General features: G+C 38.5%; 3 protein-coding genes and 1 pseudogene. All 4 read right to left on the minus strand.

Annotation, left to right across the window (positions count from 1 at the left end):
* Positions 1 to 416 precede the first annotated feature (416 nt).
* Positions 417 to 1,283, minus strand: coding sequence for a flagellin Hag (hag, locus tag JR050_RS15310; RefSeq protein ID WP_204204399.1), 867 nt, complete (start codon positions 1,281 to 1,283; stop codon positions 417 to 419).
* A gap of 186 nt (positions 1,284 to 1,469) precedes the next feature.
* Positions 1,470 to 1,688, minus strand: a pseudogene (locus JR050_RS20865) (helix-turn-helix domain-containing protein); the annotation flags it as partial.
* Entirely contained in the window at positions 1,664 to 1,993 is a 330-nt protein-coding gene (locus JR050_RS20870; protein ID WP_204204400.1) for a transposase family protein, read from the minus strand. The pseudogene JR050_RS20865 and the gene JR050_RS20870, both read right to left, overlap by 25 nt.
* A gap of 579 nt (positions 1,994 to 2,572) precedes the next feature.
* On the minus strand, positions 2,573 to 3,307 hold a 735-nt coding region (locus JR050_RS15325), incomplete at its 5' end, for a flagellin N-terminal helical domain-containing protein (RefSeq protein ID WP_204201710.1).

Here is a 3,307-nt window from a genome sequence, read left to right on the forward strand (position 1 = left end):
GGTCTCCTTTTATAAAAGGAAGACCATTTTTAATTAATGATAATTAACGAAGAAGTTGAAGAACTCCTTGTGGTTGTTGGTTCGCTTGCTTTGCGACTATGTCTTTCGATCATAGAATAGACTATATCTTCACCCTAGTTTTATATAGGGGCTGGGCACTTCGAATGACAGTTTGTCATCCTACGGATTTCATAGTCATAGCCATTGCCTTAGACCGAATATCCTAGTCGTTGAACCTTCTCCACCCTTTCGGGACAGGAGCTTGGCTGCTGATTATCCATTGTAGTATCTTCTCCATTTTCGAACCATCACACTGACCGTTTCCGGTTATGTTGTGGTTGAAGAAGCTTTAGGAAGTTCCAGCAATTCACCCAGTTATACTCTAGTTCGTTACCAAACTAGACGCCCTGTAATCATTATCTCAGAAGTTGTAATACTCCTTGAGGCATTTGATTAGATTGAGCTAACATTGCTTGTGCAGCTTGAGAAAGGATTCCGTTTTTAGTAGATTCCATCATCTCTTTCGCCATGTCAACGTCACGTACACGAGACTCAGCAGCTGTTAGGTTTTCAGAAGAAGTACCTAAGTTGTTGATTGTGTGCTCTAGACGATTTTGGTTTGCACCAAGCTTTGAACGCTCTGCAGAAACAGTTTCAATTGCATCATTGATTGTTGTAATAGCTCCTGTTGCTGCTGCTGCAGTTGTAGAGATATCAATTCCAGCTGTAACTGTTGCATCGCCACCAGCTGTTGTTGCTGCAGTACCTGTTCCAACTAATAAAGTAGAAGCGTCCATTGCATTAATAGCTAAGTTCATTGTTTGGCCTTCGTTAGCACCAATTTGGAATGTTAATGCAGATGCTCCTTGACCATCAAGAAGTTTCTTCGTATTGAATTCTGTCGTGTTAGAAATACGTGTAATTTCTTTTGCTAGTTCGTCAACTTCACCTTGTAAAGCTGCACGATCAGTAGCAGTATTTGTATCGTTAGAAGATTGAACCGCTAATTCGCGCATACGTTGAAGGATAGAGTGTGTTTCGTTTAATGCACCTTCAGCCGTTTGAATTAAAGAGATACCATCTTGTGCGTTACGAGAAGCTTGATCTAATCCGCGGATTTGTCCACGCATTTTTTCAGAGATTGCTAGACCAGCTGCGTCATCACCAGCTTTGTTAATACGAAGACCAGAAGATAATTTTTCCATTGACTTAGCTTGTGCGTTAGAAGCGCTGCTTAATTGGCGGTGTGTGTTAAGAGCTGCGATATTGTGATTAATTCTCATTTTTTTTCCTCCTTGAATTTGGATTCCACATCCTTGTGGAATGTTTTAGTTTAGTATTTTTATAATTAAAGCAGTTCTAAAGTCGGACGCCTTTAGTAGTTGCTTGCCTTACACTCTATATATCGACATTACATAATAATGTTTAATAGTTTTTTATATTTTTTATTAAAACCAAAAATAACCATTTTAAATAGATGCAGGATATCCGATGATACACTGATATTTTCCTGTTTCAGATGTTCCCTTAAATTCATCAATAGCTAGAACCGTCGGAAGAGCTGTATTATCGTAAGAATAATACCTATCAAATAACCTGATAACTGTTGTATGTCCTAGCCCAGTATCTTTAGCTACTTGCTTAAAGTTTAATTCTCTAACTTTTAATAGAAGAGATTGAAGAACCCTTTGCGTATGCCTTTAGTATCGTTTAAGAAAAAAGAGTACTCCTCATAAAATCTCTTTCCACAAGAGCTGCATCTATACCTTCTCTTTTGGAGAAACAGAAAACAATATTTCTCCCGTAACTTCAAATCTCGTATTCTTTGAGTACGATAATCATGAACAGAAGAAGTCATTTCATGACAACAAGGACAAACCTGATCCTTTACTGGTGTTCCAACATATATCTCTAGGTGTGTATTGGTTTCCTCAATTTGATAAACTTCAATTTCTTCTATATCGAGTAATGTTGTGATAAAATGGGTATGCATTTACGAAATCTCCTTCTTATGAAAGTCTGCCAACTATCATTTTAATGAGAGATCTTCGTAAGTGCTTTTATTTTGATTAAAAACATCTAAACCCCAACATTTAGTATAGAACCGAAAAATCTAGCACAAATTTATACAACAATTTTTTATGAAATAAAAAAACGGTCTCCTTTTATAAAAGGAAGACCATTTTTAATTAATGATAATTAACGAAGAAGTTGAAGAACTCCTTGTGGTTGTTGGTTCGCTTGCTTTGCGACTATGTCTTTCGATCATAGAATAGACTATATCTTCACCCTAGTTTTATATAGGGGCTGGGCACTTCGAATGACAGTTTGTCATCCTACGGATTTCATAGTCATAGCCATTGCCTTAGACCGAATATCCTAGTCGTTGAACCTTCTCCACCCTTTCGGGACAGGAGCTTGGCTGCTGATTATCCATTGTAGTATCTTCTCCATTTTCGAACCATCACACTGACCGTTTCCGGTTATGTTGTGGTTGAAGAAGCTTTAGGAAGTTCCAGCAATTCACCCAGTTATACTCTAGTTCGTTACCAAACTAGACGCCCTGTAATCATTATCTCAGAAGTTGTAATACTCCTTGAGGCATTTGATTAGATTGAGCTAACATTGCTTGTGCAGCTTGAGAAAGGATTCCGTTTTTAGTAGATTCCATCATCTCTTTCGCCATGTCAACGTCACGTACACGAGACTCAGCAGCTGTTAGGTTTTCAGAAGAAGTACCTAAGTTGTTGATTGTGTGCTCTAGACGATTTTGGTTTGCACCAAGCTTTGAACGCTCTGCAGAAACAGTTTCAATTGCATCATTGATTGTTGTAATAGCTCCTGTTGCTGCTGCTGCAGTTGTAGAGATATCAATTCCAGCTGTAACTGTTGCATCGCCACCAGCTGTTGTTGCTGCAGTACCTGTTCCAACTAATAAAGTAGAAGCGTCCATTGCATTAATAGCTAAGTTCATTGTTTGGCCTTCGTTAGCACCAATTTGGAATGTTAATGCAGATGCTCCTTGACCATCAAGAAGTTTCTTCGTATTGAATTCTGTCGTGTTAGAAATACGTGTAATTTCTTTTGCTAGTTCGTCAACTTCACCTTGTAAAGCTGCACGATCAGTAGCAGTATTTGTATCGTTAGAAGATTGAACCGCTAATTCGCGCATACGTTGAAGGATAGAGTGTGTTTCGTTTAATGCACCTTCAGCCGTTTGAATTAAAGAGATACCATCTTGTGCGTTACGAGAAGCTTGATCTAATCCGCGGATTTGTCCACGCATTTTTTCAGAGATTGCTAGACC

Source organism: Bacillus suaedaesalsae (assembly GCF_016890225.1).
In the GTDB taxonomy this organism is placed as follows: Bacteria; Bacillota; Bacilli; order Bacillales; family SA4; genus Bacillus_BS; species Bacillus_BS suaedaesalsae.

Excerpts from the sequence above, each read along its gene's own strand:
- hag (WP_204204399.1), bottom strand. The coding sequence starts at position 1,283 with ATGAGAATTAATCACAATATCGCAGCTCTTAACACACACCGCCAATTA.
- JR050_RS20870 (WP_204204400.1), bottom strand. The coding sequence starts at position 1,993 with ATGCATACCCATTTTATCACAACATTACTCGATATAGAAGAAATTGAA.